This is a genomic window from Halorubrum coriense DSM 10284 (assembly GCF_000337035.1).
Classification (GTDB): Archaea; Halobacteriota; Halobacteria; order Halobacteriales; family Haloferacaceae; genus Halorubrum; species Halorubrum coriense.
The window spans coordinates 69,704-95,677 of record NZ_AOJL01000005.1 but is presented as its reverse complement, the minus strand read 5'-3'; the positions used below and the strand labels follow the sequence as shown (position 1 = coordinate 95,677).

Genomic DNA, 25,974 nt, shown 5'->3' with positions numbered 1-25,974 from the left:
ATCTACCGTTGCTTTGATTAGATGACGCTTCGCTTGGAGGGCCGAAGCGTCAGCGGGGACCTACAGAACGACACGCCCGTGCCACCTTTTCCCGGCACGGGCGTGCCGTTCGTTCCTTTACGTGCCGAGCGCGTCGCTCGGACGACCGCGCCGTCGGCACTGACCGCGGGCACCGACAGGGCGAAGTCGCTACCGACCGAGCCGACGGTATGCCGCTGTTACAGTTCGCGACGACGCTGTCGCTGTCGCCCGCGGAGCGCGAGTCGTTCGTCGCGTTCGTCACCGAATGGTACGCCGAGGAGATGGAGACGAGCGCCGGCCACGTCGCCGTGACGATCGCGGAACGCGAGCCGTCCGCGATGGCGATCGGTCGGGGCGTCGAGGGGCCGCTTCTCTTCCTGGACGCCGAGGTCCGCGAGGGACGGCCCTTCGAGTACAAGCGGGCGTTCGCGCTGGCGGTGATGGAGCGGGCGGTCGACGCGTTCGGCGTCCCCGAACCGAACTGTAAGGTCGTCTTCACCGAACACGCGGGCGAGGACATGATGGGGGTCGACCGCGTCGGCGGCGACTGGGAGGACGCGTAGCTCGGGCGCCGCTCAGAGGTGTTCCCGCTGGTACGCGCCCTCGTACGTCCCGTCGTGGTCGGCCTCGGCGAGCACCAGCTGCGCGATCCGCGCGCCCGGTTCGATCTCGATCGGGTGCCCGACGTCGAGACGCCCCTCGCCGACCCCCTCGTAGCCGGCGTCCCACACCGCGGTGTCGAGGGTACAGGCGTTCCGCAGCAGCGTCGACCGCGGGAGGACGAAGCCGATACGCTCCTCCGGGATCCGCACCGGCTCGCCGTACCGGACGACGTAGCTCCCGCGTTCGAGCCGGTAGCAGTCGCCCCGCGGCTCCAGCTCCCGTCGCTCGCCGACGCGTTTCCCGTCGCGTCCGAGCCGACCCGGTTCGGTCTGTTCGAACACCGCGTCGACGGTGAGGTCGACGCCGTTCGGCTGTCGCTGCGCGTCGTCGAGGTCGGCCCCGGCCGCGGAGAGCGCCGCCGCGACCGCGGCTCCCGAGTCGAACATGCCCGTCCGGAGCCGCGGCCGAGACTAAACGGTGTCGGCCGCGCCGCGCGCCGATCCCACGGAAAGCGGCCGATCTCGCCGCGACCGCCGAGACGGTGTTTTTCGGCCGTTTCAGGCGTTTAATGACCTAAAACACTCGGCACGGCTACGTATTTCACGGTGAGTGGTATCACGTCGAGATAGGCGCGAACGTTGCCGTATCGAACGATCTAACACGGTCGATCTTCGGGAAACTCGCGGGTTTTATATCCACGGGAGAGCCAACTGCGGATGATATGGGACAAACGATTACAGAGAAGATCCTCGATGAGCATCTCGTCGAGGGCGAGCTGACGCCCGGCGAGGAGATCGGCATCGAGATCGACCAAGTGCTGACGCAGGACACCACGGGAACGATGGTGTGGCTCCAGTTCGAGGCGCTGGACCTCGACGAGGTCCAGACGGAGCTCGCCGCGCAGTACTGCGACCACCAGACGTACCAGTTTGACTTCAAGAACACCGACGACCACCGTTTCCTCCGCTCTGCGGCCGGCACGTACGGCGCGTACTTCTCGCGGCCCGGCAACGGGATCTGCCACCAGGTCCACAAGGAGAACTTCGCGGCACCCGGCAAGACGCTGCTCGGGTCCGACTCGCACACGCCGACACCCGGCGGGCTCGGCCAGCTCGCGATCGGTGCCGGCGGGCTCGACATCGCCGTCGCGATGGGCGGCGGCCCCTACTACGTCGAGATGCCGGAAGTCGTCAACGTTCACCTCGAAGGGGAGCTCCCCGAGTGGGCGACCGCGAAGGACGTCGCGCTCCACCTGCTCGGCGAGCTGACGGTCAAGGGCGGCGTCGGCAAAATCTTCGAGTACACCGGCCCCGGAGCCGAGAAGCTCACGATCCCCGAGCGCACCACGATCACGAACCTCGGCACCGAGCTCGGAGCCACCTCCTCGATCTTCGCGACCGACGAGAAGACGAAGGACTGGCTCGCGCGTCAGGACCGCGAGGACGAGTACGTCGACCTCCAGCCCGACGCGGACGCGGAGTACGCGGAGACGATCGAGGTCGACCTGACCGAGCTCGAGCCGCTCGTGGCCGCGCCCTCGATGCCCGACAACGTCGCCCCCGTCAGCGAGTACGAGGGCACCGACGTCGAGCAGGTCATCGTCGGCTCCTGTACCAACGGCGCGTACGAGGACATCCTCCCCAGCGCGAAGATGCTGGAGGACCGCGAGGTCGCCAAGCAGACCGAGATGATCGTCGCGCCCGGCTCGAAGCAGGCCTCCGAGATGCTGGCCCGCGAGGGCTGGACCGCGGAGATGATGGCGGCCGGCGTCAACTTCTCCGAGGCGACCTGCGGCGCGTGTATCGGTATCGGCCACGTGCCCGCCTCCGACTCCGTCTCGCTGCGTACCTTCAACCGCAACTTCGAGGGTCGCTCCGGCATCGAGGACGACTCCGTCTTCCTCTGCTCGCCCGAGGTCGCCACCGCGGCGGCCATCACCGGCGAGATCGTCGACCCGCGTGACCTCGCGGACGACCTCGGCGACCTCGAAGCCCCCGGTCTGGAGATGGGGACGAAGTACGGCCCCGGGATGGGACAGGACGACTCCGACATCATCTCGCCCGACGAGTCCATCGACGACGGGCTCGTCAAGGGCCCGAACATCGGCGACGTGCCGCTGAAAGACGGGATCGACGTGGACGGCGGCGAGGCCCTCCTCAAGATGGAGGACAACATCACCACCGACCACATCATCCCGGCGACGGCGGACATCCTGAAGTTCCGCTCGAACATCGAGAAGCTCTCCGAGTTCACGCTCTCGCGCGTCGACGACACGTTCGCCGAGCGCGCGCTCGACGCCGACGGCGGCGTCCTCGTGGCCGGCGAGAACTACGGTCAGGGCTCCTCGCGCGAGCACGCCGCGCTCTGTCCGATGTACCTCGGCATCGAGGCGGTCTTCGCGCAGAGCTTCGCCCGCATCCACAAGGCGAACCTGTTCAACTTCGGGATCGTCCCGCTGGCGATCGACGAGGAGACGTACGAGGAGATCGACCAGGGCGACGACCTCGAGATCGTCGACGACGTGCCCGCGGGCGTCTCCTCCGGACAGGAGGAGTTCACGGTCAGCGTCAACGGCGAGTGGGAGTTCACCGCCGACCTGGACGCCTCCGAGCGCGAGCGCGACATCCTCGCGGCCGGCGGCAAGCTCTCGTGGGTCAAACAGCAGCACGCGGACGGCGGCTCCGGCGCGGCCCCGGCCGACGACTGAGCCGCGACCCCGCGGCCGAGATCCCGGTTTTCACTATTTCACTCTCGCGAGCGGCGGCACCGCGCGCGCCGCGACCGGTGACACCGGCGAGCGGCGCCCGACGCGACAGGCGGTCGGAACGGACCCGTCGGTGGTCGGAGAGAAAAATGCCGCAACGGAGAGCGCGTCGGCCGCCTGCGAGCCCGGATCAGCGGGCCGCGGCGGCGACGCGTTCGCGCTCTTCCTTCTGCGAGATGGAGTAGGAGCGCTCGACGTCGTAGTCGGCGGCGAAGGTGAGTTCGCTCGCGAGCGCCTCGGCGGCGGGGGTCGACGACTTGTACGTCGCGCTCGCGACGGCGTCGGAGATGAACAGCAGCGCCTGGTCGACGCGGCGCTGGGGCGCGACGTCGACAGCCTTCGGGACGGAGATGCCGCCGTACTTCAGGCGGACGGTCTCCTCGCGGGGCGCGGCGTTCTCGACGGCGCTCACGAGGATCTGGACCGGGTTCTCCTCGGTCCGCTCGTGGACGATGTCGAAGGCGTCGCGGACGATCCGCGTCGCCTGCTGTTTCTTGCCCGTGTTCTCATCGGTCTGCATCAGGCGGTTGATCAGCCGCTCGACCAAGGAGATCTCGCTTTTCTTAAACTGTTTTGACGCGTGACGGCCCATGGTGTGCGCGATGGGCGTCACGGTCATGTAGCGCTTCGTCGAGGGGTCCTCGTAGGCGATCTCGGTGACATCCCAGACGCCGAACAGCTTGGCGTTCTCGTTGGCGGCCTCGCTCGACGCGGGCGCGTCCGGGTCCGGCTCGTCGGCGGCGACGTCCTCCTCGGGCGTCGCCTCGGTCTCCTCGCCGCTCATCTGACCGGCTTCTCCGCGTTGCCGCGAACCAGTTCGATCATCGACACGCCGTTGACCTTCTCGACCTTGTAGTTGACGCCGGAGAGGTCGCCCATCGCGCGGCCCTTCGCACCGCCGATCCCGGCGATGGTGACCTCGTCGTGCTCGTCGATGAAGGAGATCGCGCCGTCACCGGGACAGAACGCGGTGACCTGCTTGCCGTTCTTGATGAGCTGAACCCGAACGCACTTTCGGATCGCGGAGTTCGGCTGCTTTGCCTCGATACCGACCTTTTCGAGGACGATGCCGCGCGCCTGCGGGGCACCCTCCAGGGGGTCGGACTTCGTCTTGAGCCCGCGCTCGCGCCGAGCGTACTCGGAGTCGGACCAGCGGCGCTTCTGCCGGTCCTTTTTGAGCTTACGGGCCGCGTACTTGCCGTTCGCCATCGTACGTCTACTTCCGAACGGAGCTACTTAAGCGTCGTCTTTCTCCGCGGCGAAACGGCCTCAGATCCGCCGAGCGCTACCTCTCGACGGATCTGAGGGGGTTTCGCGAGCCAGTCGCGGACCGAAACGACGGCCGTTCGCTCCCGTTGAGCCGGTGAGCCGGCGCGAGCGCCCGTCGTTTCGGCCGGCCGGTGACGGTCAGTCGCCCGTCTCCTCGCGCGCCGTCTCGGCCCAGTCCGGCTCCGGGACCGTCGCGCCGAGGTCGCGGTAGTCGATGTCGACGTCGACGCTCGCTGACTGGCCGTCGTGTGCGCCCGCCCACGACTGTTCGAGCCGCGGGACGACGCCGGACTCGTACACGTGGACCGTCGCCGACGCCGTGTCGACCGTTTCCGGCACGTTCCGCTCCCCCTCGAAGGCGTCGGCGGTGAACCGCGCCGTCGGCTCGCCGCGCACCTCGCCCGCGCCGTCGCTCGTGGGGTTCCAGAGGTTCAGCCCCTCGTACGCCGTCTCGCCGTCCGCGGTCTGCCCCTCGACGCGGATCCCGGTGACGACCTCGGCCCGCATTGCCGACGCGAAGTCGCCGTCCGACCGGTCGACCGCGCGGCGAGCGTACCGCGTCTCGTCGCCGCTCTGCCGGCGGATGAGCGCCAGGTCGGCGGTGACGTACAGCTCCGAGACGTCGGCCCCCTCCGTCTTCGTCAGCTCCTGTCGCACGTGTTGGCGTCCGTTTTCGAGGTCGTAAGCGGCCTCGTACTCCTGGGAGGGGAGCCACGGAGTCGGCTCCGCGTCGCCGTCGTGACTCGTCGCCGCCGTCGAGAACAGCGTGGCACCCCCGGCGTCGACGAGCGCCTCGGCGTGTCGCTCCGCGAGGACGGCCACGTCGAGCCCGCTCTCCGCCCGCCACTCGGCGTCGGGGAACGGCCGGGCCGGACCGCCGTCGCCGTCGCCGTTACCGAGACAGCCGGCGACGCCGACCGCGGCCGCGGCTCCGACTCCGCTGAGAAAGCGTCTCCGGTTCATGTGACGGGGAACGGTCGCGTCGGCAAAAGAGGCGCGGGTTCCGGATCAGGTCAGCTGTACGTCGTCGACGTCGTAGTGTCGCTCCGCGAGCCGGCGGGCGGTCTCGATGTTCGCGCCGTCCGCGCCGATGGCGACGCCGCGGTCCGCCTCCGGCACCTCGACGTACGCCACGCGGTCGTTCTGCTCCGAGATGGTGACGGCGTTGACGGCCGCCGGCGCGAGCGTGCTCGCGACGAACGCCTCGGCGGTGTCGGCGTCTTCGACCAGCTCGATCGACTTCCCGAGCCGTCGCTCGGCCTCCGCCACGGTCTCGCCGCCCTGCCCGATCGCGCTCGCCATCTCGCCGGCGGGCACCACGAACACGAGTCGGTCGCTCTCCACGAGGCAGTCGGTCGGCGCGACGCCGGTCAGCTCGTCGAACCGGCCGATGTAGCGCCGCGCCTCGTCGGAGAGCTCGACGCGCATCAGTCGTCGCTCACGACGCGCGACCCCATCCGGAGGTCGACGTCGCCGGTCCCCATCGAGATGGGTTTGCCGGCGATGACGTTCTCGATGACGCCGTCGAGGTCGTCGTACTCGCCGTGGATCGCCGCGTCGAGCAGGTGGTTGACCGTCACCTCGAACGCCGCTCGCGCGAGCACCGAGTCCTTGTTGCCGGAGATGCCGTGCCGGCCGATGGACTCGATCTCGCCGTTGTTCGTCATGATGTCGGCGACGAGCATGAGGTGGCGGACGTTCACGTCGTCGAGCCCCTGCTCTTCGAGCGTGTTCTTCGTCTCGTCGATGATCGTCTCGCGGGCCGCCTCGACCCCGAGGTTGCGGTAGATCTCGTGGATGTTGTTACACGTCGTCCGCGAGGCGTCGACGCCCTCGATGTCGAGGGTGTCGCCGAACGCCGACCCCTCGGTGTAGAGGACGAACTCCTCGTCGCCGTCGATCTCCTCCTTGCGGATGACGACGCGCTCGATCTCCTCGATCCCTTTGAAGACGATCTCGCGCAGGCGCTCAACGAGCTGGAGCAGCTCGCGGTAGCTCGGCTCGTTGGGGCCGAACTCGATGACCGTGCCGGCCTGTCTGGCATCGACGCCCAGCGCGTCCTCGATCGTCTCGGCGATGATCTGCGCGATCTCCGTCGGGTCGGAGTGGGTCGGCCACCGCTCTAAGAGCGTGTCGTCGTTCAGGTCGATCCGGACCAGCATGTCCGCGACGTTCGTCGACACGTCGCCGAGCGCGAGGATGCGCGTCGCCTCGATCGACCAGACGACCTCGTGGGCCTTCTCCCGGTCGGTCGCGTACTCGCCGTCGAGGTGGACCGTCATCATCGGCGTGTCCGGCGTCTTCCGGGCGTCCACCAGCTCGATGAGCCGGGGGAGCCCCTGCGTGACGTCGATCTCCGCGACGCCCGCGTAGTGGAACGTGTTCATCGTCATCTGCGTTCCGGGCTCGCCGATCGACTGCGCGGAGACGGTCCCGACCGGGTCGAGCGGGTCGACCCGCGTCCGCTCGTAGCGGTTCTGGACGCCCTCGACGATGTCGGTCGCCTGTTCGATGGTGACGCCGCCGGCATCCTCGGCCTTCCGGTCGATGGCGTCGTACACCTTCGTCTTGAGCCGGCGGGGGAGCGCGGTCGCCTCCACGACCGCCTCCATGTCGTCGGTGACGTTGTCGTAGTCAGTCATCCGACTCCACCTCCAGCTCGGAGGCCTTGTTCAGCCCCGGACCGGCGTGCTCCGAGAGGTTCGTCGGCGGCTCGCGCTCGCCGAGGAACCGCTCTTTCTCGTCGTCGGAGGCGAACTCGGCGTCGACGACGCGGTCGACGATCCCGTCGACGTCGATCCCGTCCTCCTCGCCGGACGAGACCTTCACGGGCGAGGTGCCGTCCTCGCCGAACTCGAACTGGACGATCCGGCCCGAGGTGTCCCGGACCGTGCCGTCGTACTGCGCCTCCAGCTCGGAGAGCGCGTTGATGAGCCGCCGCTGGAGGTAACCGGACTTGGAGGTCCGGACCGCCGTGTCGACGAGCCCCTCGCGGCCGCCCATCGCGTGGAAGAAGAACTCCTGCGGGGTGAGCCCGCCGCGGTAGGAGTTCTCCACGAAGCCGTGCGCCTCCGAGGAGAGGTCGTCCGGCCGGTAGTGCGAGAGCGTCCGGTCCTCGTAGCCGCGGTTGATCCGCTCGCCGCGGACCGCCTGCTGGCCGACGGAGCCGGCCATCTGCGTCAGGTTCAGCATGGAGCCACGCGCGCCGGAGCGCGCCATCACGACCGCCGGGTTGTCGTCGCCGAAGTGCTGGTCGGCGATCTCGCCGGCCGAGTCGCGGGCCTTGCCGAGCGTCTGCATGATCTTCATCTCCAGCGTCTCGTCGACGCCGCGGCCGGGCAGCGACTCCAGCTCGCCGGCCTCGTACGTCTCGATCAGCTCCTGAACGCGGTCGTAGGCGCTCTCGATCGCCTCGTCGACCTGCTCTTCGGCCGCCGGCGGGATCGACTCGTCGTCGATCCCGATCGAGAACCCGAAGTTCATGATCGCGCGCATCGCCAGCGACGCGATCTCGTTGATGAACACCCGGGCGCGGGTCTCGCCGTACTCCTTCGTGAGGGTGTCGACGACCTCGCCGCCGAACGCGCCGACCGCGTCCTCGTCGATGGTCCCCTCGATCAGCTGTCCGTCCTCGATGACGACGTCGTCGCCGGCCGAGGAGGTGAACGAGAGGTCGAGGTCGTCCGGGAGCAGCTCGGAGAACAGCGTCCGGCCGGTCCAGAACTCCTGTCCGCCGTCGTCGACGCCGTCCGCCTCGGGCAGTTCGTCCACGCGTGTCGCGCGGAGCAGGTCGAGCGCCTGCGTCTCAGAGAACTCGGGGTTCGAGTGCGTGAGCAGGTAGGTCCCGGAGATGTGGTCCTGGATGGCCCCGATGATGTTCCCGCCGAAGCGGGGGCTCAGGATCTGCTCTTGGACGCGCATGAGGACGCGCGCCTCCGCGCGGGCCTCCTCGTTCTGGAGCGCGTGCATGTTCATCTCGTCGCCGTCGAAGTCGGCGTTGTACGGCGGACAGACGACGGTGTTGAGCCGGAACGTCTTGTACGGCATCACCACGACTTCGTGGGCCATGATGGACATCCGGTGGAGCGAGGGCTGCCGGTTGAAGATCACGATGTCGCCGTCCACGAGGTGGCGGTTCACCTCCCAGTCGGCCTCGACCTTCTCGGCGAGCTCCTCGCAGTTCTTCTCGGTCACCTTCAGCCGGCGACCGTCGGGGCGGCGCACGTAGTTGGCACCGGGGTGAGCCTCGGGGCCGTTCCGGACGTACTGCCGCGCCTCCTCGACGTTCCGCTCGGTGACGTTGAGCGTCTGGGTCATCTCCTTTGCCACGCGGTCCGGGACGCCGACCTCGTTCAGCGAGAGCGTCGGGTCGGGCGAGATGACAGTCCGGGCGGAGAAGTTGACGCGCTTCCCGGAGAGCGAGCCGCGGAAGCGGCCCTCCTTCCCCTTCAGCCGCTGGCTGAGGGTCTTGAGGGGACGGCCGGAGCGGTGTCGCGCCGGCGGCGTCCCGCTGATCTCGTTGTCGACGAACGTGGTGACGTGGTACTGGAGCAGCTCCCAGAGGTCCTCGATGATCAGCTGCGGCGCGCCGGCCTCGCGGTTCTCCATGAACCGCTGGTTGATCCGGATGATGTCGACCAGCTTGTGCGTGAGGTCGTCCTCGGAGCGCTGGCCGTTGTCGAGCGTGATCGAGGGGCGGGTGGTCACCGGCGGGACCGGGAGCACCGTCAGGATCATCCACTCCGGGCGGGAGTGCTCGGAGTCGATGCCGAGGACCTCGAGGTCCTCGTCCGGGATGTCCTCGAACCAGTCGCGGATGTCCGAGGGCATCAGCTTGTTCATGTCCTCCTCGGTGAGGTCCACGTCGAGCGCCTTCTCGATGGCGCGGCGGTCCTCCTTGCGCGGGCGGAACTCGCCGGCCATGATCTCGTTGATCCGGTCGACGGCGATGTCCGTCTTCTCGGCGAGCTCCTGCGGGGAGGTGCCCGGGTCGTCCTCCTCCTCGTCGGGCTGCATCGCGGCCGCGATGCGCTCGGAGTAGTCGCCCGAGAGCACGTCCTGGACCTCGTAGTAGGTGGTCGGCTTCTCGTGTTTGATGTCCGCCTGCGGCTCGCCGCAGAACGGGCACGTCGACGCCTTGCGGGCCTGCCGGACGGCGGCCTTCAGCACGTCGTGTTCGTCGTCGCCGAGCTCCTTCGCCCGCTCGTAGCGGTCGCGGAACTCGTCGCGCTGCGCGTCGTCCAGGGCGAGGCGGCCGCACTCCCGGCACGTCGAGCGCAGCAGCCGCCGGATGAGCTTCGTGAAGCCCACGTGGATGACCGGCGCGGCCAGTTCGATGTGGCCGAAGTGGCCGTTACAGGAGCCGGAGTGGGAGCCGCAGGTCCGACACTCCAAGCCGGGGTCGATGACGCCCAGTCGCGGGTCCATCAGCCCCATGTCGATCGGATAGCCGTCGTCGTCGTACGTGTCGGCCGTGATCACCTTCGTCGCGGACATGTCCCGGTACGTCTCCGGGTCCATGAGGCCGAAGTCGATCCCGCCGAGCACTTTCGGTGTTTGCATTGACATCTAAATCGCGTCCTCCAGTTCGAGTTTCGGTCGGATGCCGAGGGCGATCATCTCGTCGAGCAGCAGCTTGAACGCGTAGCTGACCTCGAGCTCGTGGATGTCGTCCTCGTCGCCCGTGACCGGGTCGTACACGCGGCGCTGTTCGCGGTCCTCGACGGCGACGAGCCCGGTCTCCGCGGACACGTGGACCGTCTCGGCGTCCGAAGACTCCAGCAGCCGCTCGTTGAGCACCATCGACGCGCCGTGGCCGATGATCGTGTCGCGCTCCATCTCCCCGACGCGCAGCCCGCCCTCGCGGGCGCGCCCCTCGGTCGGCTGGCGCGTGAGCACCTGGACCGGCCCGCGCGAGCGGGCGTGGAGCTTGTTCGACACCATGTGGTACAGCTTGTGGTAGAAGATCGTCCCGACGAAGATCTCGGCGTCGATCTTCTCGCCGGTGACGCCGGAGTACATGACCTCCTTGCCGGAAGACTCGAAACCGTACTCCTCCAGCTGACCGCGGAGCTCTTCCTCGTCTTCGCCCTGGAACGGCGTCCCGTCGACGCGCGAGCCGCGGAGCGAGCCGACCTTCCCGCCGAGCATCTCCAGCACGTGGCCGACCGTCATCCGCGACGGCAGCGCGTGCGGGTTCATCACCAGGTCGGGGACGACCCCCTCCTCGGTGAACGGCATGTCCTCCTGCGGCGCGAGGTGGCCCACGACGCCCTTCTGGCCGTGGCGGGACGCGAACTTGTCGCCCAGCTCGGGGACCCGCTGGTCGCGCACCTTCACCTTCGAGAGCTTGGAGCCGTCCTCGCCCTCCATCAGCGTGACGGTGTCGACGACGCCAGACTCGCCCGAGCGCATCGTCACCGAGGTCTCGCGGCGCTTCTGCGGGGAGAGCCCGCCCATGTCGTCGGGCTCTTCGAGGAAGCGCGGCGGGCTGGTCTTGCCGAGCAGGACGGACGACTCGTCGACCTTCGTCTCGGGGTTGACGAGGCCGTCCTCGTCGAGGTGCGTGTACGCGTCCTCACCGCGCGCGCCGCGCACGTCCTGGTCCGGAATCTCGAAACGGTCCTCCTGACCGCCGGGGTAGCGGCGCTCCTCGCCCTCGTAGGTCCGGAAGAAGTGCGAGCGGGTGAGCGCGCGGTCGACGGAGCCCTGGTTCATCACCAGCGCGTCCTCGATGTTGAACCCCTCGTAGGACATCACGGCGACGACGAAGTTCTGTGCCGCCGGCCGCTTGTCGAAGCTGATCTGGTCGGACGTCTGCGTCTTCACCATCGCCAGCTGCGGGTAGTGGAGGAGGTGCTGACGCGTGTCGGGCCGGATCCGGTAGTTCGCCGAGGGGAGCCCGAGCGACTGCTTCATCATCCCCGCTCCCATGGTAATCCGGGGGCTCGCGTTGTGCTCGGGGTAGGGGATCATCCCCGCGCCGATACCGAAGACGAGCTGCGGGTCGATCTCGAGGTGCGTGTGGTCCTCGGTCACGTCCCCCTCGTCGACGGCGACGAGGATGTCCTCCTCCTCCTCGGCGTCGATGAACTCGACGTAGCCGCGCTCGACGAGGTCCTCGAACTCGACGTCGCCGCGTTCGAGCGCCTCGACCTCCTCGTCCCCGAGGAGGGGTTCGCCGTTCTCGACGACGATGAGCGGGCGTCGCGCCCGCCCCGCGTCGGCGTTGACGATGACCTCGCGGGTCCGGTCTTTCACCGAGACGTTCACCATCTCCGAGACGTCGCCGCGGCGGCGCGCCTCGCGGATCTGCTCGGCGAGCTCGTCCGGGTTCTCGTGGGTGCCGACGAGGCTCCCGTTGACGTACACCTTCGCTTCGCGTTCTGCTTGTGCCATGTTAGTCGTCCGCCGTCTGTCGTTCGACGCCCTCGATGCCGGGGATCCCCTCGACACCCATCGACGCCAGTTCTCGTTTCAGCCCCTGTTCGTCCTCGACGGTCTGTGAGAGCTCCATCGCCTGCGCGAAGTTCTTCACGAGCCCGCAGTTCGGCCCCTCCGGCGTCTCGGAGGGACAGATGCGACCCCACTGGGTCGCGTGGAGGTCCCGCGCCTCGAAGTGCGGCTGCGACCGCGACAGCGGCGAGCGCAGGCGGCGCAGGTGCGAGAGCACGCCCATGTAGTCCGTCCGGTCGACGAGCTGGGAGACGCCCGAGCGCCCGCCGACCCAGTTGCCCGTCGCGATGGGGTGTTCGAGCCGCTCGGTCAGCACGTCGGAGCGGACCACCGTGTTGACGGTGAGCTGCCGGTTCCGCATGTTGGCGCGTTCGAGCTGGTACTTCACGTCGCGTGCCAGCTTGTTGAGCGCGGTGCGGAACAGGTCGCGCATCAGGTCGCCGGAGACCTTCAGCCGCTTGTTCGCGTAGTGGTCCTTGTCGTCGGCCTCGCGGCGGTCCAAGGCGAGCTCGAAGCACGCCTCGGCCATCCGGCAGAGGTAGTACGCCTTGTTGATCCGCACGTCCTCCTCGTCGACGCCCTCCTCGTGGAGGTGCGGGAGGAGGTAGCGGTCGATGACGTAGTTCGCCCGCTTGAGCTGGTAGTTCTTCCCCTGTCCGCTCGCGACGCGCTCGCCGAGGGTCTCGATGGCCTCCTCGGTCGTCTGGACCGAGGCCTCCTCTAAGTTCTCCAGCATGAACTTCACGATCTCGGGGTCGTCCGAGACGCGGTGGACGATCTCCTCGTCGGATTCGAGCCCGAGCGCTCGGACGAGCGTCACGAAGTCGATAGAGCCGGAGACGGAGGGGAACGACACTTCGAGCAGCCCCTCGCGGTTACGCTCGCAGAGCACCAGCGCGCGGTAGCCGCGGCGCTGGGAGAACGTCTTCGCGACCTGAATCTCGTCGCCGTACTTCGAGTCGTACTCCGCGAGGATCTTGTTCGGCGCGAGGTCCTCCGAGGTCATGAGCACGCGCTCGGAGCCGTTGACGATGAAGTAGCCGCCGGGGTCGACGGGGTCCTCGCCGATGTCGATGAGCTCCTCGTCGGAGAAGCCCGCCATGTTACACTTGTCCGAGCCGACCATGATCGGCATCCGACCGACCTTCGTCTCGGTCGTGTCGACGACCTGCTCGGGCTCGTCCTCGCCGCCGCGCACGATGGACATCTCCATGAACACGGGGGCCGAGTAGGTGATGTTGCGGAGGCGCGCCTCCTGGGGGTAGAGCAGCTCCTCGGAGCCGTCGGCCTCGCGGACGCGCGGCGTGACCATGCGCACGTCGCCGAGTTCGACGTACACCGGCTCCTGTCCCTCCTTGTCGCCGATGTCCGTCTCGATCGTCTCCTTTTCGTCGACGACTTCCTGCATGCCGCGGTCCAGGAAGTTGTTGAACGAGCGGAAGTGGTGTTCGGCGAGCCGTTCGTCCGAGAAATACTCGCGTGAAACCACGCGTCGATCTTGCCTGTTCATGAGACGACCAGTCGGTACACGACCGCCTCGTCGGTCGTGCGGGAGTCGCGGACGATTTTCACCACGTCGCCGACCTCGGCCTCGTCGGGGAGCGCGGGATCCGTGCGTTTGATCTTCGGTAAGTTCGTTTTCTTCACGTCGTACTCCGCCAGGACCGCCTCGACCTCCTCGGGGTCGTCGAGGAGGACGTGGTCCGGGACGAGTTCGTGTTGGCTTACGTCTACCATGGGTGCTGGTGGTGGGGAGAAGCTATCACGAGATACTACAGGTACATATATACCCCATCGTCATAAGACTTACCAAGCGCCGCCGCGCACGGCTGGCGGGTCCGGGGCGTTCGACACTCCCACACACGCGAGGTCGACAGAAAAGGATACCGGACGCGACCGCGACTGCGACCTCGACGGGCCCCCTCGCCGTCACGGCTCGGTGACCCGGATTCCCTGTCACCGACCCGCACTCCCGGTAGGGATGACAAGCCTTATTTGCCAGACAGGGGTACGAACTGATGCGACAAGCCCGGATGGTGTAGTGGCCCATCATACGACCCTGTCACGGTCGTGACGCGGGTTCAAATCCCGCTCCGGGCGTCCCCACGTTTCGGGGCGCTGTCGCTGTTTGCCCGGATGGTGTAGTGGCCCATCATACGACCCTGTCACGGTCGTGACGCGGGTTCAAATCCCGCTCCGGGCGCTCCTTCGACGCCGACTACGAGCGAGGAGCGGCCGCGACGAGCGAGTCCGGCGTCGACGAACCCAGACTGAGGGATTTGAACCAGGGAGTGAAGCGAGCGAAGCGAGCGGAACAACTGGGGTTCAAATCCCGCTCCGGGCGTTTTCGACGAACAACATGGCGAGCGGAGCGAGCCGTTCGTCGAAAACGCGAGCAGAAGGGTTTGAATCTGAGGACGAGCGAACGGAGTAAGCGGAGTCCTCCGGGTTCAAATCCCGCTCCGGGCGTTTCTGTCGACGCCGACTACAAGCGAGGAGCGGCTGCGACGACCGAGTCCGGCGTCGACGAATCCAGACCGGAGAGATGAGGACCAGAACGGAGCGGTCGGTGAAGCCGCGCGTTACAGGTCCAGTTCGGTCCGCAGGTCGTCGACGAGCGTCTCCGTCTTCCCGTCCGGCTCTTCGTCGGTGTCGACCGGGGTCCGACCGTCGTACGTCTCGTGGACCATCGAGACGCCCTCGGCGAGGGTGTCGAGGCCGTAGCCGCCCTCTAGGACGTACGCGTCGGCCGCGCCGACGTCGTCTGCGAGCGTCCGGATCCGGTCGGTCAACAGCGCGTACCCCTCGGAGGAGACGCGCATCCGCGAGATGGGGTCGTGGCGGCGCGCGTCGAAGCCCGCCGAGACGATGAACAGGTCCGGATCGAACCGGTCGACCGCGGGCGCGATCCCCTCGTCGACGGCGTACAGGTAGTCGGCGTCGCCGGCCCCGGCCGCCAGCGGGAGGTTCGCGGTCGTCCCCTCGCCGTCTCCCTCGCCGGTCTCGTCGAGAGCGCCCGTGTCCGGGTAGAGCCCGTCTTCGTGGATCGACGCGTAGAAGACGTCGCCGCTGTCGTAGAAGATGTCCTGCGTGCCGTTGCCGTGGTGGACGTCCCAGTCGAAGATGGCGACCCGGTCCGCGAGGTCCTCGTCGATCGCGGTCTGTGCGGCGACGGCGGCGTTGTTGAAGAAGCAGAACCCCATCGCGTCGTCGGTGACGGCGTGGTGGCCCGGCGGGCGGCCGATCGCGAACGGCGTCTGTCGGCCGGTGGCCCCGTCGAGCGCCTCGCGGGCCGCCCACTGGGCGAGTCCGGCGGCCGTGAGCGCCGCGTCCCACGTCCCGTCGCTCGCGACGGTGTCGGGGTCCCAGCTCCCCCCGCCGTCCGCGACGAACGACTCCAGTTCGTCGACGTAGCCGGAGTCGTGAACCGCCGTGACCGCCGCCTTCTCCGCGGGGTCGGCCTCGACGTACTCGACGCCGTGGCGCTTGGTGAGTCCGCGGCGGATCGCGCGGAGCCGATCCGGGTTCTCCGGGTGTCGTTCGCCGGTGTCGTGGTCGAGACACCGGTCGCTGTAGCCGAACCGCATCTACTCGAACAACGCGAAGTACGTCTCGATGTCCTCGGCCTGTACCGTTCGTCGGTCCGCGTGGCGGGCGAGCGTCGCGGCGGCGCTCGCGACGTTGTCGGCGTAGTCTTCCAAAATATCGGCCAGCGCGACCCGCGCGTCGACGCCGACCCGGTACCGGTCGTCGATCCGGAGTCGGGCGATCCGGTCGATGGGCGCGACCGGCAGGGTGAGGTCCTCGCGGCTGACGACCTGCTCGACGCCGAAGTCGGCCGCCATCAGCGTCTTCCGGCCGTCCGCGGTCGCCCGCTCCGCCGCGTCGACGGCGAGGTCCGCGCCGTGCGATTGGATCCGTCGGGCGAGCTCCTCGGCGGCGTCCGCGCTGACGCGGAGTTCCCCGGCGTTCCGCCGGATGATCCCGTCCACCGGCGCGAACGGCAACTCGACACTCATACACACAGTCGCGTCCGTGTATCGTATAACGCTTTCCGTTACCCGCATCGCCGCCGGGTCCGGAGCGCAACGCCCCGCGTCGGACGACCTCGACCGCGTCAGAAGACGTCGTCCGCGTCGATAGTTCCGTCGCGCTCCGGCCCGCGGACGGTTATCTCCTCGCCGAGCCGGAGGCTCGCGTCGGTGTCGACCGTCCTCGTCTGCTGTCCGTCGTCGAGGACGACCGGGTCCCCGGTCTGGACGACCGTCCCGGTGAACTCGACCGTTCCGCTCGACCGTTCCGCCGTCGCGGCCGTCGCGCCGCCGCTTCCGTCGTCGCCGCCGCTCTCGCCGGCGACGGCCTCCGCGGCCGCCTTCTGTCCGTCCTCGGCGAACGCGCCGAGGCCGGTCTCGTTCGCGCCGCGGTCGCCACCGTCACCCCCGGCGCTTCCGGACTCGGACGCGCCGCTCGCGACGCCGGCCGCCGCGTCGCTCCCCTCGTCGAGGACGGAGACGGTCGAGCGCCAGTTCGCGGACGCTTCGAGGTCGTCCTGCCAGCCGTCTTGAACCTCGACGTCGGTGAAGACGACGCGGTCGGCCAGTTCGATCTCGCGGTCGGCCTTGTCGCCCCACAGCGCGACGCGGATCTCGCCGGTCTCGTCTTTGATCCGGACGTTGCGGACCTGCCCCTCGCTGCCGTCGTCGCGGTCGAACGTCCGTTTCGGGTCGGTCTCGATGACGCCGCCGCCGACGTCGACGGTCTGGTCGATCTCGAGGTCGGCGATGTCGGTCGTCTCCGGGACGTATTCGACGTCCTCGTCGACGCGCTCGACCGTGCCGCGGTCGCCGACGTGGAGCTCGAGGTCGCCGTCGCGCTCGCGGACGTAGCCGTCGCCGACCTCGACGACTTCGCCGGCCGCGAACTCCTCGGCGAGGTCGGCCTTCCCGTCCCACAGCGTGACGCGCACGCGGCCCGTCTCGTCGCCGAGGGTGAGGTTGGCGACCCGCCCCTCGCTACCGTCGTCGCGGTCGAACGTCCGGATCGAGTCGGTGTCTAACACCTGCCCGACGAGGTCCACGTCGGACGCGCCGAGGGCGAGGTCCTCGACGCGGTAGGTGTCGAGCACCTGGACGTCGACCTCGGCGTCCTCGTCCGGTTCGACCTTGTCCGCGCTCACTTCGAGGCCGCTGTACCCCTCCTTCGGGCGACCCATGACGCGGAGGACCTGCCCGACTTCGAGCTGCTCCTCGGCCGCCGCGGCCATGTCGTCCCACAGGGCGACTCGAACGGAGCCGGAGGCGTCGGCGACGTCGACGTTACAGACGCGGCCCTCCTCGGCGTCCTCGTCGTCGCGCTCGAAGGTCCGGACCTCGCCGATGGCTGTCACCTTGCCGAGGAACTTCACGTCGTTCATCCCCTGCTCGATGTCGGCGATGGTGTCGGCCTCCTCGTCGCGCAGTTCGTGCGCGATGAGCATCGCGGCGGTCTCCTCGTCCGCCAGCCCGCCCATCTGCTCGACTTTGTCCTCGACGGCGGCCTCGAACTCCTCGAACTCGACGTCGGTGTCGAGGTCCTCGTACACCTCCTCTATGGCTCCCATACGCGTACCTCCGTGGTCGGCGAGTTCGCGCATAAGCGTTGCCGTTGGCCGGGGTTCGCGCCGGACCCCTCCCGGTCGGCGCGGGAACCGGGGCGGGTCGCGGTCGCGGCTCGAAGGCGTCTCATAGGCGTTCATGGGCCCCGTCGATACAAAAGGTGTTCATCCGGCACGGGAGGCATGCGGACCTCAGTCACGGGACCGCCGGACCGTAACCGTCTTAAGTTCAACCGCGATACGTAGAGATGAGTCCTGGTAGGGTAGTGGACTATCCTCTTGGCTTGCGGAGCCAGGGACCGGAGTTCAAATCTCCGTCAGGACGTTCACTTTGCGGCTGTCTCACTTCGTTCGATAGCCGTTGCGTTCACGTCCTGTCTTGCCCTGCGCTCGCCCGTTCGCGGCTCCGCCGCTCACTGTCGAGGGCTCCCTCCGGTCGCCCTCGCGCCGCTCGCGCAGAACTCCGTCAGGACGTTTTCGGACACGCCAAACGGCGAGCGCAGCGAGCCGTGTATCGTCTTCGGGACGAGATTTAGGGCCGGTTATCCTCACTTCGCGGACGAGCCGAACGGCCCGCTAGTCGTGCGGGTGGAACCGATCCATCGCTCGGCGGACCGAATCGGAATTACCGATGAACGTCACGTGGTCGCCGATTTCGAGGATGGTGTCCGCCGAGGGGACGTTGTTCTCGCCGCCACGGCTGACGACGGCGACGAAGGTGCCGTCGGGGATCTGTGCGTTGAGATCCCGGATGGTCTTACCCGCGAGCTCCTCGGAAGTCACCTCCACCTCCTGAACGTCGTGGCTGTCGCCGAGTTCGTTCATCCAGTGGGTGAGCGCGGGCCGCTCGATCTCGTCGTCGATGGCCACCGCGGTCGCCGTCGTGGCGTCGATACCGGTGACGCCGATGCTGTCGAAGGCGTCGACGTTGTCCGGGTCGTTCACCCGCGAGTAGACGGACGCGATGTCGAACTTAGTGATTGCGAGCTGACACGCGAGGAGGTTGATGTCGTCGTCGGCCGTCGTCGTGATGAACCGCTTCGCGTCGTCGATGTTGACGGCGCGCAGCGTCTCCGTATCGCTGCCGTCCCCCTCGTAGACGGTGAACCCATCCGTGCGCGCCCGCTCGGCGACGTCCGGGTCCGTCTCGACGATGACGACGTACTCGCCCCTGTTCTCCAGTCGTGTGGCGAGCGCCTGGCCGACCCGGCCCCCGCCGATGATTATCGTGCGCATTGGTGACACTCCGAGGAACTCGCCGATCTGCCGCGCGAACCCCGCCTCGACGAGGACCGTCGCGAAGATGACCGCGAACACCGTGCCGACGAGCAGTTCGCCGGCGGCGATGCTACCCGCGAGTTCCAGTTCGATGGCAAACAGCGTCGCCACGCTCGCCGGGATGATCCCCCGCGGACCGACGCTCGCGATGAACAGTCGCTCCGGGCGGGTGAACCGCTCGACGCCGACGGTCGCGAGGAACGCGCCCAGCGGTCGCAAGACGAACATGATGACGGCGACGATCGCGATCACGCCCGCGCCGAGCCCGGCGATCGCCTCCACGTCGATCAGCGCGGCGAGCGAGATGAACACGAACGAGAGAACGATGAGCGTCGTGTTCTGGGCGAACCGCTCGATCTCCTCGCGGTTGTCTAAGTCGAGGTTCCCGAGGAGGATCCCGCTCGTCGCCGCCGCCGCGATGCCGGCCTCCGCGGCGACGGCCTCCGCGGCGGCGAAGGAGCCGATCGCGGCCGCCAACACGAGGAACTGCGACGCCTGGACGTCGCGTTCGGGGACGATGTCGCTGTCCAGTAACACGTAGATGATGCCCGTCGCGAGCAGCCCCGCGGCGACCCCGACGCCGAACCGCTGGAGGAACGAGAGCACCGTCGCGGGGACGCCGAGGTCGTCGAGCAGCAGCGTCTCGAAGATGACGACCGCGACGATCGCGGCCGTCACGTCGTTGACGATCCCCTCCGTCTCCAGCGCGGTGGCGACGTGGTCCCGCACCCGGACCACGTTGAGGATCGGCGTGATGACGGTCGGGCCCGTCGCCACGAGCAGCGCGCCGACGAGCAGCGCGATCTCCCACTCGCCGTCGGTGAAGGCGCGGACCGCCGCCGCCGTGCCGAGGAACATCACGACCGCGCTGACGGTCACCAGGCGGAGCGAGACCGTCGACGCGCGGCGGATCCGGTCGAACTGAAGCGCGAACGCCCCCTCGAAGACGATGATCGCGACGCTGAGTCCGACGATGATCTCCAGCCCCTCGCCGAACGTCTCCAGCGTGACGAGGCCCAGCACTTCGGGCCCCAACACCACGCCGATCGCGAGGTAGAAGATGACGCTCGGCACCCGGAGTCGGTGAGCGAGTAGCTGGACCGCGAGTCCCGAGACGAGAATCACCGCGATCACCGGCAGTAGGCTACCTGACACGTCTACCACAGACGATCTACGACGACGTTAGTGTACTGGTGGACGTCCGACGACGCCACCCGGTGAAGGGGAGACCGGTCGAGCCATTGGTTCACACACACAGGGAACTATTAATTCGGTTCCGTCACTGGGTGAACACACGCCCGGTCGGTCCCCACCGCCGGGTCGAACCCATGACCGTCCGCAGCCCCATTCCGACGTTCGCCCCCCGCCGGAGCGTCCGGAAACGGGTCCGCGGGCCGGTCACCGCTCTCCTCGGTGCCGTCGCCGCGTGACCCCGACGCGGAGACGGCCCGCTCGCGACCGATGCGAGTGACGGTCTCCGACGGACTCTCCCGACGCCAGTTCGCCGCCCCCCGACCGTGCGGTACGGTCTCCGGCGGCCGAGTCGACGCCACCCGCGAGGCGCACGCCTCGCACCACCACTCCAGTCCGACGATGACAGCAGACCGATCCCCCTCCAGACGCACCGACTACCCCGACCCGAACGCGGGTCCGCACCCGTCCGAGCCCCTCCCGTCGCCCGGCGCGATGATCGCCTTCGCGGCGTTGCCGGTGACGACGGTCGCGGTCCTGTCGTTCCCGACCGCGGCCGCGGTCGCGCTGGCGGCCCTCGCCGGCGCGGTCGTCGGCGCGACGCTCCACCGCCGGTACCCGAGCGCGGTCGGCCGGACGCTCCGACTGCCGGACGGCGACGCGAGCGTCCGAGAGCCCTGATCGGACCCGCCGACGCTCAGCCCTCCCACCGCCCCGCTGGCGCTCGGCCCTCCCACCGCCCCGCTGGCGCTCGGCCCCTCCGTCGCGCCGTTCGCGGAACTCGACATTTATCCCTCGCCGTCACCGACCGCGACGCGTGAGCGACCGCGACTCCCGAGAGCGGGGCGACCGTGACGCCACCCGCGCCGACCGCGTCATCGCCGGTGTCGCGCTGTTCAACGAGAGACGCTTCCTCGCGGCGCGTCGCGTCTGGGAAGCGCCGCTGGGAACGTCGAACGACGCCCGCGGGGAAGACGCCGAGCGGCTGCTCCGGGGACTGGCCGCGACCGCGGCGGCGACGTACCGCGCGGCCGACGGCGACGCGGCGGGCGCTTCCGAGCGCGCGGAGGACGCCGTCGCGGCGCTGGCGGCCGTCTCCGACCCGGGGGGAGTCGCGGTGGCCCCCGTCGGGGAGTGGGCGGAGCGACTCGCCGTAGCTCCGGAGGAGGCGGGTTCGGCGACCCCGCCGCGGGTCCGCGTCGACGGCGAGACGCCGACGGTCGGGGACCTCCCGCTCGGCGCGGCGGGCCTCGCGGCTCCGGCGCTCGCGGGGGCCGGCGAGCCGGGTGACGCGGCGACGCTCGCGACCGCGGCCGAGTTCGCGGCCGCGGAGCGCGGGACCGGGCGGACCGAGTTCGCCGAGCTGCTGTTCGCGTACCTTCGGACGCCCGACGCGCGACCGCAGGTGGCCGCGCGACTGGGCGATCACGTCGAACGGGAAGAGCGGAAGCGGCGAGACGTCGACGGTCTGTTCTAGCGGCGCTGGTCGGGGAGAGGGCGGCGGTTGACGGTCGCTCAGGCGTCGTCGCTCGGCGCGTCCGGGTCCGTCGGGAAGTTGGGTTCGGCGGGTGCCGCGTCGCCGGCGTCGGTGGAGTCCGCGCCGGCAGCGTCGGAGGAGTCCGCGCCGACGGCGTAGCGGCCGCCGTTCGTCTCGGTGTCGCGGTCCGGCTTGGGCTCGCCCTCGAAGGTGTAGTCCGCCGAGTTGTCCGCGGGGTCGTAGCCGAGCGCCTCGCGGGCGCGTTCGATCGAGTAGTAGCGCCGGTCGTTGTTCGAGATGCCGTAGACGACCTCGTAGCCGTACGTCGCCCGGAGGCAGCGGTCGAACAGGTGCGCGCAGTCGCGATGGGAGAGCCACATCGCCTGCCCGCGCTCGTACTCGCGGGGCGGGTGGTCCTTGGTGAGGTTCCCGATGCGGACGCAGACGACGCTCATTCCGAACTCGTCGTGGTAGAAGCGCCCCAGCGACTCGCCCGCCGCCTTCGAGACGCCGTAGAGGTTCCCGGGGCGGGGGAGTTCGCTCCCGTCGAGCCGGTACTCGTCCTCGGGGCGGTACAGGTCCGGGGTGCGCTCGTCGGTCTCGTAGCCGCCGACGGCGTGGTTCGAGGAGGCGAACGCGAACTTCTCGACGCCGGCCTCGGCGGCGGCGCGCAGCACGACCTGCGTCCCGTCGATGTTGTTCCGGAGGACGGAGTCCCACGGGGCCGTCTTCCGCGGGTCGCCGGCGAGGTGGATCACCGCGCCGACGTCGGCGACCGCCTCGCGGACGGCGCGCTCGTCGGTGATGTCGGCGACGTACCGGTCGGCGTCGGTGACCCCGCTCGGCACCTTCGCGGCCGGGAGCGGCTCGCGGTCGAGGAGCCGCCAGTCGTAGTCGTCGCCGATACCGCGGAGGATGGCCTGTCCCACCCGTCCGCCGGCGCCCGTCAGGAGGACCGGCTCGTCCATTCGACTCTACGTGGGCGGGAGAACGGCATATATGACACGGTTCGGCCGGTACGCCCGAATCCCGGCCGCGAGGCCATGGTGACGGGAGGAAAACGGGGACGAGAAGTCGGGAAGACGCGCCTACAGCTTCTGCCGCGAGACCTTGACGCCGGTCGGGGTGACGATGATCTGGTCGTCGCCCTTCTGGACGATGTCGCCGTCGACCTCCTGGACCACCTGTCGGAGTTCGTCGTAGACGTGTTCTATCGTCCGGTCCGACGTGGAGTGGCGGGTGATGTCGGCGATGACGAAGTCGCCGTCGTACACCGCGTCTTTGATCGGAATGACGTCGCTCTGGTCGGCGATCTCGGCGAAGTGTACCTGTGTGCCCGTCTCCGCGTGCGCGTCGGCGAAGTCGTCCGTGTCGAGCTCGACGTAGTCGTCGACGGAGCGGCTCCCACCCCCGCCGAGGATCTTGCTCATGATGCCCATACACACCACACGACGAGGTCGGACATTAGTTCTTACGTCAGACGCACTCCGCGGCGAGCGGCCGCGAGCTCAGTCGAGGCGCTCCTGCCACTCTTGGACCCGCGAGAGCAGCTCCACCGGGGGCGTCTCCGCGACGTCGACGTCGCTCAGCTCCTCGATCACGGCGCGGGTCTCGGCGTCGAGCCGCGCCGACCCCGCAGCGTCGGACTCGGTCGCCGCGGCGGGCGCTTCCGACTCTGTCGCGGCGGGCGACTCCGACTCGGTCGCGGCGGTCCCGTTCCGCGAGGCGGAGTCCGACTCTCGGTCGGAGCCGGACGCCCCGCCGCCGGCGAACGACCCGGACGAGAGGTCGAACACGACCTGTTGCGTGTCGCCGTCGCCGCCGGAACGCTCGCCGTCCCCGCTCTCGCCCCCTCGCGACCCGCCGCGCGCCTCGATCGCCTTCTCCTCGCGGAGCCGGTCGAGGACCCCGTCCGCGCGGGAGACGACGGGGTCGGGGACGCCCGCGAGGTCGGCGACGTGGACCCCGTACGACCGGTTCGTCGGGCCGTCGCGGACGGTGCGGAGGAACGTCACCTCGCCGTCGCGCTCGTCGACCGCGACGTGGACGTTCTCGACGCGCGGGAGGTGGTCGGCGAGCGTCGTCAGCTCGTGGTAGTGGGTGGCGAAGAGCGTCCGCGCGCGAACTTCGTTGTGGAGGTACTCGGTCGCGGCCCACGCGATGGAGATACCGTCGTAGGTGGCGGTGCCGCGGCCGACCTCGTCGAGGATGACCAGCGAGTCCGCGGTCGCCGAGTGGAGGATGTTCGACAGCTCCTGCATCTCCACCATGAACGTCGAGCGCCCCTGCGCCAGCTCGTCGAGCGCGCCGACGCGGGTGTAGATGCCGTCGACGAGCCCGACCTCGGCCGCGCGGGCGGGGACGAACGACCCCGCCTGCGCGAGCAGCTGGATCAGCGCGGCCTGCCGCATGTAGGTCGACTTCCCGCTCATGTTCGGGCCGGTGACGATCAGGAAGCCGCGGTCGGCGTCGAGCCGCAGGTCGTTCGGCACGAAGTCGGTCGTCGCCTCGACGACGGGGTGACGGCCCGCCTCCACGTCCAGCCGGCGCTCCTCGGTCAGCTCGGGCCGCGTCCAGTCCCGCCGCGCCGCGTGGGTCGCGAGCGAGGCGAGCGCGTCGAGCTCGGCGACCGCCCGCCCGGCGTCCTGAAGCAGTTCGGCGCGCTCGGCGACGCGCTCGCGAAGCGCCTCGAACAGCTCGTACTCCAGCTCGCCGCGGGCCTCCTCCAGGCGGAGGACCTCGCGCTCCTTCTCCGCGAGCTCGTCGGTGACGAACCGCTTCGAGTTCTTCAGCGTCTTGATCTCGCGGTAGTGTTCCGGCACCCGGTCGGCGACCGACTTGCCGACCTGAATGTAGTAGCCGTCCGTCTTGTTGCGGTCGACGGTGACGTGGCTGAGCCCGTGCTGCCGCTTCTCTCGCTCCGCGAGGCCGTCGAGCCACGAGTTCACCGCCTCGTGGCGCTCGATCAGGCCGTCGAGCTCGTCGTCGTACCCCTCCTTCAGCAGGCCGCCGCCCGTCTTCGCCTTCGGCGGGTCCTCGGCGAGGGCGTCGGCGAGCTCCCCGCGGAGCGCGGCCGCCGCGTCGCGGTCGACCCGGCCGAGGACGGCCGCCGCGGGCGAGTCGGCGAGGGCGGTGTCGTCGACGGCGTCCGCGAGGGCCGGCAGCAGCGCGAGCGTGTCGCGGATCGAGAGCAGTTCTCGCGCGCCCGCGCTCCCGCTCGTCGTGCGCGCCGCGAGCCGTTCGAGGTCGTACGCGTCGCCGAGGACCTCGCGGAGCCGGTCGCGCGCGAGCGCCGCGGACGCCAGCGCCTCGACCGCGTCGAGCCGGTCCGCGAGCGTCTCGCGGTCGCGTCGCGGGCGGGTGAGCCACTCGCGGAGCAGGCGACCGCCGGCGGCCGTGACGGTGTGGTCCACCGTGTCGAACAGCGAGCCGTCGGCGTCGCCCCGCATCGTCTCCGTGATCTCGAGGTTGCGCTGGGTTGTCGCGTCGACGTCGACGCGGTCGTCCGCGCCGTACGCCGTCAGGCGCGTCATCGAGGCCAACACGCCCGCCCCGGTCTCCTCGACGTACGAGAGGACCGCGCCCGCGGCGCGGACGGCGAGCGTCGAGTCGAGCCCGATACTGTCGGCCGTCTCGCGGCCGAACTGCTCGCGCACGGCGTGTTGCGCGCGCCCGGCCGCGAACGCCTCCGCGTCGAAGGCGGTGACGCGCCCCGAGAGGTCCTCGCGGACCGCCCCGAGCAGGCCGTCGTCGTTCCGGACCCGCGGGCCGGGCAGCACCTCGGCCGGGTCGAACCGGTAGAGCTCGGCGCGCAGGTCGCCCCCGTCCGCGACCGTCGTGGCGAGGAAGCGCCCCGTGGTCACGTCGGCGAACGCGACTCCGTAGGGGCCGCCTTCGGGACCGTCTCCGTCCGCTCGCACGACGGCCGCGAGGTAACGCGCGTCGTCGTCGCTCGTTTCGAGGACGGTGCCCGGCGTGACGACCCGGACGATCTCGCGGGCGTGGTCGCCGCTCTCGGTCTCGTACTGGTCCGCGACCGCGACCCGGTAGCCGCGCTCGACGAGCGCGTTCACGTACGGCGTCAGCTCCGAGAGGGGCACGCCGGCCATCGGGTACGACGAGCCGTGCGAGGACTTCTGCGAGACGGAGAGGTCGAGCTCGTCGGCGACCAGCTCGGCGTCGTCCGCGAAGAACTCGTAGAAGTCGCCGCACTGCATCGCGAGGACGTCCGCGTCCGTCTCCGCCTTGAGATCGAGGAACTCCCCGACGATCCCCGTTGCCATATGTCCGTACTCCCGCCGTGCGCGGCTAAAACCCTGCGGG

At 69.3% G+C, this 25,974-nt stretch carries 21 protein-coding genes and 3 tRNA genes; 7 read left to right on the top strand and 17 right to left on the bottom strand.

What is annotated here, in order from left to right; genetic code table 11:
• Positions 1 to 209: 209 nt before the first annotated feature.
• Entirely contained in the window at positions 210 to 584 is a 375-nt protein-coding gene (locus tag C464_RS00510; RefSeq protein WP_006111509.1) for a tautomerase family protein, read from the top strand.
• Between the two features lie 12 nt (positions 585 to 596).
• Here C464_RS00510 and C464_RS00505 read toward each other — a convergent pair whose 3' ends face one another.
• Positions 597 to 1,070, bottom strand: coding sequence for a deoxyuridine 5'-triphosphate nucleotidohydrolase (locus C464_RS00505; protein WP_006111508.1), 474 nt, complete (start codon positions 1,068 to 1,070; stop codon positions 597 to 599).
• A 275-nt stretch (positions 1,071 to 1,345) separates the two neighbouring features.
• On the opposite strand from C464_RS00505, the gene C464_RS00500 reads away from it, so the two are divergent.
• Complete coding sequence (locus tag C464_RS00500; RefSeq protein ID WP_006111507.1) at positions 1,346 to 3,331, top strand: aconitate hydratase; 1,986 nt, start codon at positions 1,346 to 1,348, stop codon at positions 3,329 to 3,331.
• A gap of 187 nt (positions 3,332 to 3,518) precedes the next feature.
• Here the strand turns inward: C464_RS00500 and C464_RS00495 are convergent, their stop codons facing one another.
• The 9 genes from C464_RS00495 to C464_RS00455 form a co-directional block, all read right to left on the bottom strand.
• Positions 3,519 to 4,172 carry a 30S ribosomal protein S7 gene (locus tag C464_RS00495; RefSeq protein ID WP_006111506.1) on the bottom strand — a complete coding sequence of 218 codons (654 nt, stop codon included), beginning with the start codon at positions 4,170 to 4,172 and terminating at the stop codon, positions 3,519 to 3,521.
• Positions 4,169 to 4,597, bottom strand: coding sequence for a 30S ribosomal protein S12 (locus tag C464_RS00490; RefSeq protein WP_006111505.1), 429 nt, complete (start codon positions 4,595 to 4,597; stop codon positions 4,169 to 4,171). The genes C464_RS00495 and C464_RS00490 overlap by 4 nt, the downstream gene beginning before the upstream one ends.
• A gap of 198 nt (positions 4,598 to 4,795) precedes the next feature.
• The gene (locus tag C464_RS00485; protein WP_006111504.1) at positions 4,796 to 5,620 is read right to left on the bottom strand and encodes a hypothetical protein; all 825 of its coding nucleotides are present in this window, start codon (positions 5,618 to 5,620) and stop codon (positions 4,796 to 4,798) included.
• A gap of 45 nt (positions 5,621 to 5,665) precedes the next feature.
• Complete coding sequence (locus C464_RS00480; protein ID WP_006111503.1) at positions 5,666 to 6,085, bottom strand: NusA-like transcription termination signal-binding factor; 420 nt, start codon at positions 6,083 to 6,085, stop codon at positions 5,666 to 5,668.
• Positions 6,085 to 7,299 carry a DNA-directed RNA polymerase subunit A'' gene (gene rpoA2, locus C464_RS00475; protein ID WP_006111502.1) on the bottom strand — a complete coding sequence of 405 codons (1,215 nt, stop codon included), beginning with the start codon at positions 7,297 to 7,299 and terminating at the stop codon, positions 6,085 to 6,087. Before rpoA2 ends, C464_RS00480 begins: the two co-directional genes overlap by 1 nt.
• On the bottom strand, positions 7,292 to 10,219 hold the full coding sequence (locus tag C464_RS00470; protein ID WP_049910732.1) for a DNA-directed RNA polymerase subunit A': 2,928 nt from the start codon (positions 10,217 to 10,219) through the stop codon (positions 7,292 to 7,294). Before C464_RS00470 ends, rpoA2 begins: the two co-directional genes overlap by 8 nt.
• Before the next feature lie 6 nt (positions 10,220 to 10,225).
• Complete coding sequence (gene rpoB / locus C464_RS00465; RefSeq protein ID WP_006111500.1) at positions 10,226 to 12,055, bottom strand: DNA-directed RNA polymerase subunit B; 1,830 nt, start codon at positions 12,053 to 12,055, stop codon at positions 10,226 to 10,228.
• Between the two features lies 1 nt (position 12,056).
• Positions 12,057 to 13,622: a DNA-directed RNA polymerase subunit B'' gene (locus tag C464_RS00460; protein WP_006111499.1), complete on the bottom strand. Its 1,566-nt coding sequence runs from the start codon at positions 13,620 to 13,622 to the stop codon at positions 12,057 to 12,059.
• Complete coding sequence (locus C464_RS00455) at positions 13,619 to 13,849, bottom strand: DNA-directed RNA polymerase subunit H (RefSeq protein WP_006111498.1); 231 nt, start codon at positions 13,847 to 13,849, stop codon at positions 13,619 to 13,621. The genes C464_RS00460 and C464_RS00455 overlap by 4 nt, the downstream gene beginning before the upstream one ends.
• A 290-nt stretch (positions 13,850 to 14,139) precedes the next feature.
• On the opposite strand from C464_RS00455, the gene C464_RS00450 reads away from it, so the two are divergent.
• Positions 14,140 to 14,212 (top strand) — tRNA-Asp (locus tag C464_RS00450).
• Between the two features lie 30 nt (positions 14,213 to 14,242).
• Positions 14,243 to 14,315 (top strand) — tRNA-Asp (locus C464_RS00445).
• A gap of 379 nt (positions 14,316 to 14,694) precedes the next feature.
• On the opposite strand, the gene C464_RS00440 is transcribed toward C464_RS00445, so the two are convergent.
• The 3 genes from C464_RS00440 to C464_RS00430 form a co-directional block, all read right to left on the bottom strand.
• Positions 14,695 to 15,699, bottom strand: a complete 1,005-nt coding sequence (locus C464_RS00440; protein ID WP_006111497.1) for a histone deacetylase family protein — start codon at positions 15,697 to 15,699, stop codon at positions 14,695 to 14,697.
• Entirely contained in the window at positions 15,700 to 16,131 is a 432-nt protein-coding gene (locus C464_RS00435; RefSeq protein ID WP_006111496.1) for a histone family protein, read from the bottom strand. It lies immediately after the preceding gene.
• A gap of 98 nt (positions 16,132 to 16,229) precedes the next feature.
• Positions 16,230 to 17,711: a single-stranded DNA binding protein gene (locus C464_RS00430; protein WP_006111495.1), complete on the bottom strand. Its 1,482-nt coding sequence runs from the start codon at positions 17,709 to 17,711 to the stop codon at positions 16,230 to 16,232.
• Positions 17,712 to 17,957: 246 nt separating this feature from the next.
• On the opposite strand from C464_RS00430, the gene C464_RS00425 reads away from it, so the two are divergent.
• Positions 17,958 to 18,030, top strand: a tRNA-Arg gene (locus C464_RS00425).
• Between the two features lie 251 nt (positions 18,031 to 18,281).
• Here the strand turns inward: C464_RS00425 and C464_RS00420 are convergent.
• A complete protein-coding gene (locus C464_RS00420) occupies positions 18,282 to 20,117 on the bottom strand; it encodes a cation:proton antiporter domain-containing protein (protein WP_006111494.1) in 1,836 nt (611 codons plus the stop codon).
• A 279-nt stretch (positions 20,118 to 20,396) separates the two neighbouring features.
• On the opposite strand from C464_RS00420, the gene C464_RS19490 reads away from it, so the two are divergent.
• Entirely contained in the window at positions 20,397 to 20,855 is a 459-nt protein-coding gene (locus C464_RS19490; protein WP_239640157.1) for a hypothetical protein, read from the top strand.
• Between the two features lie 136 nt (positions 20,856 to 20,991).
• Positions 20,992 to 21,651, top strand: coding sequence for a DUF309 domain-containing protein (locus C464_RS00410; RefSeq protein WP_006111492.1), 660 nt, complete (start codon positions 20,992 to 20,994; stop codon positions 21,649 to 21,651).
• A gap of 38 nt (positions 21,652 to 21,689) precedes the next feature.
• Here C464_RS00410 and azf read toward each other — a convergent pair whose 3' ends face one another.
• From azf to mutS, 3 genes are all read right to left on the bottom strand, one after another.
• Entirely contained in the window at positions 21,690 to 22,619 is a 930-nt protein-coding gene (gene azf / locus C464_RS00405; protein WP_006111491.1) for an NAD-dependent glucose-6-phosphate dehydrogenase Azf, read from the bottom strand.
• 120 nt (positions 22,620 to 22,739) lie between these two features.
• On the bottom strand, positions 22,740 to 23,090 hold the full coding sequence (locus C464_RS00400; RefSeq protein ID WP_006111490.1) for a cell division protein SepF: 351 nt from the start codon (positions 23,088 to 23,090) through the stop codon (positions 22,740 to 22,742).
• 69 nt (positions 23,091 to 23,159) lie between these two features.
• The gene (gene mutS / locus C464_RS00395) at positions 23,160 to 25,934 is read right to left on the bottom strand and encodes a DNA mismatch repair protein MutS (RefSeq protein ID WP_006111489.1); all 2,775 of its coding nucleotides are present in this window, start codon (positions 25,932 to 25,934) and stop codon (positions 23,160 to 23,162) included.
• Positions 25,935 to 25,974: the final 40 nt, after the last annotated feature.

Excerpts from the sequence above, each read along its gene's own strand:
- C464_RS00510 (WP_006111509.1), top strand. The coding sequence starts at position 210 with ATGCCGCTGTTACAGTTCGCGACGACGCTGTCGCTGTCGCCCGCGGAG.
- C464_RS00505 (WP_006111508.1), bottom strand. The coding sequence starts at position 1,070 with ATGTTCGACTCGGGAGCCGCGGTCGCGGCGGCGCTCTCCGCGGCCGGG.
- C464_RS00500 (WP_006111507.1), top strand. The coding sequence starts at position 1,346 with ATGGGACAAACGATTACAGAGAAGATCCTCGATGAGCATCTCGTCGAG.
- C464_RS00495 (WP_006111506.1), bottom strand. The coding sequence starts at position 4,172 with ATGAGCGGCGAGGAGACCGAGGCGACGCCCGAGGAGGACGTCGCCGCC.
- C464_RS00490 (WP_006111505.1), bottom strand. The coding sequence starts at position 4,597 with ATGGCGAACGGCAAGTACGCGGCCCGTAAGCTCAAAAAGGACCGGCAG.
- C464_RS00485 (WP_006111504.1), bottom strand. The coding sequence starts at position 5,620 with ATGAACCGGAGACGCTTTCTCAGCGGAGTCGGAGCCGCGGCCGCGGTC.
- C464_RS00480 (WP_006111503.1), bottom strand. The coding sequence starts at position 6,085 with ATGCGCGTCGAGCTCTCCGACGAGGCGCGGCGCTACATCGGCCGGTTC.
- rpoA2 (WP_006111502.1), bottom strand. The coding sequence starts at position 7,299 with ATGACTGACTACGACAACGTCACCGACGACATGGAGGCGGTCGTGGAG.
- C464_RS00470 (WP_049910732.1), bottom strand. The coding sequence starts at position 10,219 with ATGCAAACACCGAAAGTGCTCGGCGGGATCGACTTCGGCCTCATGGAC.
- rpoB (WP_006111500.1), bottom strand. The coding sequence starts at position 12,055 with ATGGCACAAGCAGAACGCGAAGCGAAGGTGTACGTCAACGGGAGCCTC.
- C464_RS00460 (WP_006111499.1), bottom strand. The coding sequence starts at position 13,622 with ATGAACAGGCAAGATCGACGCGTGGTTTCACGCGAGTATTTCTCGGAC.
- C464_RS00455 (WP_006111498.1), bottom strand. The coding sequence starts at position 13,849 with ATGGTAGACGTAAGCCAACACGAACTCGTCCCGGACCACGTCCTCCTC.
- C464_RS00440 (WP_006111497.1), bottom strand. The coding sequence starts at position 15,699 with ATGCGGTTCGGCTACAGCGACCGGTGTCTCGACCACGACACCGGCGAA.
- C464_RS00435 (WP_006111496.1), bottom strand. The coding sequence starts at position 16,131 with ATGAGTGTCGAGTTGCCGTTCGCGCCGGTGGACGGGATCATCCGGCGG.
- C464_RS00430 (WP_006111495.1), bottom strand. The coding sequence starts at position 17,711 with ATGGGAGCCATAGAGGAGGTGTACGAGGACCTCGACACCGACGTCGAG.
- azf (WP_006111491.1), bottom strand. The coding sequence starts at position 22,619 with ATGGACGAGCCGGTCCTCCTGACGGGCGCCGGCGGACGGGTGGGACAG.
- C464_RS00400 (WP_006111490.1), bottom strand. The coding sequence starts at position 23,090 with ATGGGCATCATGAGCAAGATCCTCGGCGGGGGTGGGAGCCGCTCCGTC.
- mutS (WP_006111489.1), bottom strand. The coding sequence starts at position 25,934 with ATGGCAACGGGGATCGTCGGGGAGTTCCTCGATCTCAAGGCGGAGACG.